Genomic DNA, 2,823 nt, shown 5'->3' with positions numbered 1-2,823 from the left:
CCCGTGCAGCGCCACGGCGGCGGCCCGCGTCGTGCCGACCAGGCGCGCCGCGGCGGCCGACGACCCGACCCCCACCCCGATCAGCAGCTCGTCGCCGCCCGCGCGCGGCCGCTCCACCGGGTCGTGCAGCGCGACCCCGCGCAGCACCACGTCCCGCCCGCGCGGGGCGCACCCCAGGTGGGTGCCCAGACTGCCGAGGACGTCGACCAACCGGTCCAGCGCTACCACGCCCGGATCGTAGGACCGGGGCGGGCGGGTGTCGCCGCGATCGCGGTGGTGGGACGATGGTGGGCGGAGGTGGTGTCGTGAGCAATCCCGAGCACCCGGTGCTGATCACCGAGGCCGAGCCCTCGTACGAGGACCAGCTCGCGGCGCGCAAGCGCAAGTACGCGATCATGATGGGCTCGCGCATCCCGTGCCTGCTCCTGGCCATGGTCTTCTACGACACGTGGTGGCTGGCGCTGGCTTTCATCGTGCTGTCCATCCCGCTGCCGTGGATGGCCGTGCTGATCGCGAACGACCGCCCACCGCGCAAGTCCGAGAAGGCGAACAAGCACGATGCGGAGAGGCGCGCCCTGGAGGCGCGCCCCCGTCACGTCATCGACGGCTGAGCCCGCAGCGGCGGCTGGGCGCCGACCGACGAGACGGCCCGGCCCGCGGCGCGCACCCCCCCGAGGAGCGCGTCGCGCCGGGACGCCCCGGCCAGCCAGGCCGCGAGCAGGCCCGCGTCGAACGCGTCGCCCGCGCCCGTGGAGTCGACGCACTCCACGTCGGTCGCGGGCACCGGCACCACGCCGTCGGCGTCGACCCAGCTCGCGCCGTCCGCGCCGGAGGTGGCCGCGACCGCGCCCACCACGTCCAGCAGCGCCACCGCCGACACCGGGTCGGCCGACCCGGTCAGCGCCACCAGCTCCTCCGCGTTGGGCAGCAGCAGGTCGACGCCCCTGATGTCGTCCAGGACCCCGTCGTAGACCAGCGCCGCCGACTGCGGGTCCACCGACGTGGTCAGCCCCGCCTCGCGCGCCATCCGCAGCACCTCCAGGCCCGCGGGCCTGGACGAGGCGTCCAGCAGCACGTACCCGGACAGGTGCAGGTGGGACGAGCCCGCCAGCAGCTCCGGGTTCACGTCCTCGGGCGAGAACCGGGCGTTCGCGCCCCGGTCGGGCAGCATCGTGCGCTGCCCGGTGTCGTCCACCAGCACCACGACGCAGCAGGTCGCCGCGTCCGGGTCGACCGCGAACGCGCAGCGCACCCCGGCCGAGGTCAGCTCGGCGTGCACCTGCCGCCCCGCCGAGTCCGCGCCGACCCGCGCCACCAGCACCGGCGACGAGCCGCAGGCGGCCAGCCACACCGCCGTGTTGGCCCCGGCGCCGCCGGGCTCGATGGTCACCGAGGCGCGCGAGTCGCCGCCGTGCACGATCGGACCGGAGTGGCGGGCGACGACGTCCAGGCCTGCGTCGCCCACCACGACGATCCCGCTCCCCGCCGCTCTCACGCGGAGAGGGCGACCGCGACCCGCGCGGCCAGCGCGGCGTTGGACACCACGAGCGCCTCGTTGGCGTCCAGGCTGACGCCGCCGCTGGCGGTGTGGAAGTGCTCCAGCAGCGCCGGGGTCACCTCCTTGCCGGTGATGCCCCGGTCCTCCAGCAGGGCCAGGCCCTCGGCGAGCAGCCGGTCGTGCAGCTCGACGTCCATCTCGAACTCGACCGGGATCGGGTTGGTCAGCAGCACGCCCGCGTCGCCGGGGACGCCCCGGTGCGCGGCCACGACGGCGGCGGCCTGCTCGGGGGTGTCCACCCGCCACGGGACGCCGAAGTCGGACTCGCGGCGGTAGAACGCGGGGAAGCGGTCGGTGCGGTAGCCCAGCACCGGCACCGAGCTGGTCTCCAGCAGCTCCAGCGTCGCGCCCATGTCGAGGATCGACTTCACCCCGGAGCACACGACCAGGATGGGCGTGGACGCGAGGACGTCCAGGTCGGCGGACACGTCCCAGGTCTCGCTCGCGCCCCGGTGCACCCCGCCGAGGCCGCCGGTGGCGAAGACCCCGATGCCCGCGGCGTGCGCCAGCGCGGCGGTGCCCGCGACGGTGGTGGCGCCGTCCCTGCCCAGCGCGAACGCCGCGCCCAGGTCCCGGCGGGACAGCTTGACCAGGTCGTTGTCCCGGTCGCACACGTAGTCGAGCTCGGCGTCGGTCAGGCCGACCTTCGGCACGCCGCCCAGCACGGCGATCGTGGCGGGGACGGCGCCCGCCTCGCGGACGATCGCCTCCAGGCGCGCGGCGACCTCGCGGTTGCGGCCCGGCGGGAGGCCGTGGGACAGGATGGTGCTCTCCAGCGCGACCACCGGCCGGTTCTCGGCCAGGGCGTCGCGGACTTCTTCGGTGCTGCTCGGCGTGCTCACGAGGGGCCATCATCCCAGGTAAGGTGAGGGTGTGAGCACGCAGACCCTCCCTGAGCTGGACACCAGGCCGGAAGGCACTGACACCACCGGGGACGACTCGCCCAAGATGTTCCACTACGTGCGCAAGGAGAAGATCGCGGAGAGCGCGGTCATGGGCACGCACGTGGTGGCGCTGTGCGGCGAGGTCTTCCCGGTGACGAAGTCGCCGAAGCCAGGCTCCCCGGTGTGCCCGGACTGCAAGAAGATCTACGAGAGCCTGCCCATGGGTGGCGAGTAGCCCCTGATGTCCGGGCTGCCCCGGCGTCCCGCGCTCGAAGCGGGACGCCGGGGCAGTGCTGTCCTGGGAGCGAGTGCCGGGGTTTCCCCAGGTCAGGCGTTCTCCGGCTGACCGGTCCGCCCGGCCGCGCCCTGGTCGCCGGGACC

General features: G+C 74.7%; 4 protein-coding genes and 1 pseudogene. 2 read left to right on the top strand and 3 right to left on the bottom strand.

Features of this window, described 5'->3' with window-relative positions; all coding sequences use genetic code 11:
- A pseudogene (locus tag ACTUAL_RS09175) lies at window positions 1-228 on the bottom strand (PucR family transcriptional regulator); the annotation flags it as partial.
- A gap of 56 nt (window positions 229-284) precedes the next feature.
- Here ACTUAL_RS09175 and ACTUAL_RS09170 point away from each other — a divergent pair.
- The gene (locus ACTUAL_RS09170; protein ID WP_096492100.1) at window positions 285-611 is read left to right on the top strand and encodes a DUF3099 domain-containing protein; all 327 of its coding nucleotides are present in this window, start codon (window positions 285-287) and stop codon (window positions 609-611) included.
- Here ACTUAL_RS09170 and ACTUAL_RS09165 read toward each other — a convergent pair.
- Both ACTUAL_RS09165 and ACTUAL_RS09160 read right to left on the bottom strand, forming a co-directional pair.
- Window positions 593-1,495, bottom strand: coding sequence for a carbohydrate kinase family protein (locus tag ACTUAL_RS09165; protein ID WP_440899948.1), 903 nt, complete (start codon window positions 1,493-1,495; stop codon window positions 593-595). The two genes, ACTUAL_RS09170 and ACTUAL_RS09165, sit on opposite strands and share 19 nt — an antisense overlap.
- Window positions 1,492-2,400, bottom strand: a complete 909-nt coding sequence (locus tag ACTUAL_RS09160; RefSeq protein WP_440899947.1) for a pseudouridine-5'-phosphate glycosidase — start codon at window positions 2,398-2,400, stop codon at window positions 1,492-1,494. Before ACTUAL_RS09160 ends, ACTUAL_RS09165 begins: the two co-directional genes overlap by 4 nt.
- 31 nt (window positions 2,401-2,431) lie before the next feature.
- On the opposite strand from ACTUAL_RS09160, the gene ACTUAL_RS09155 reads away from it, so the two are divergent.
- Complete coding sequence (locus ACTUAL_RS09155; protein ID WP_096492103.1) at window positions 2,432-2,677, top strand: DUF3039 domain-containing protein; 246 nt, start codon at window positions 2,432-2,434, stop codon at window positions 2,675-2,677.
- Window positions 2,678-2,823 lie beyond the last annotated feature (146 nt).

The sequence above is a fragment of the Actinosynnema sp. genome (assembly GCF_052038725.1).
This window is presented reverse-complemented; position numbering and strand designations above follow the sequence as displayed.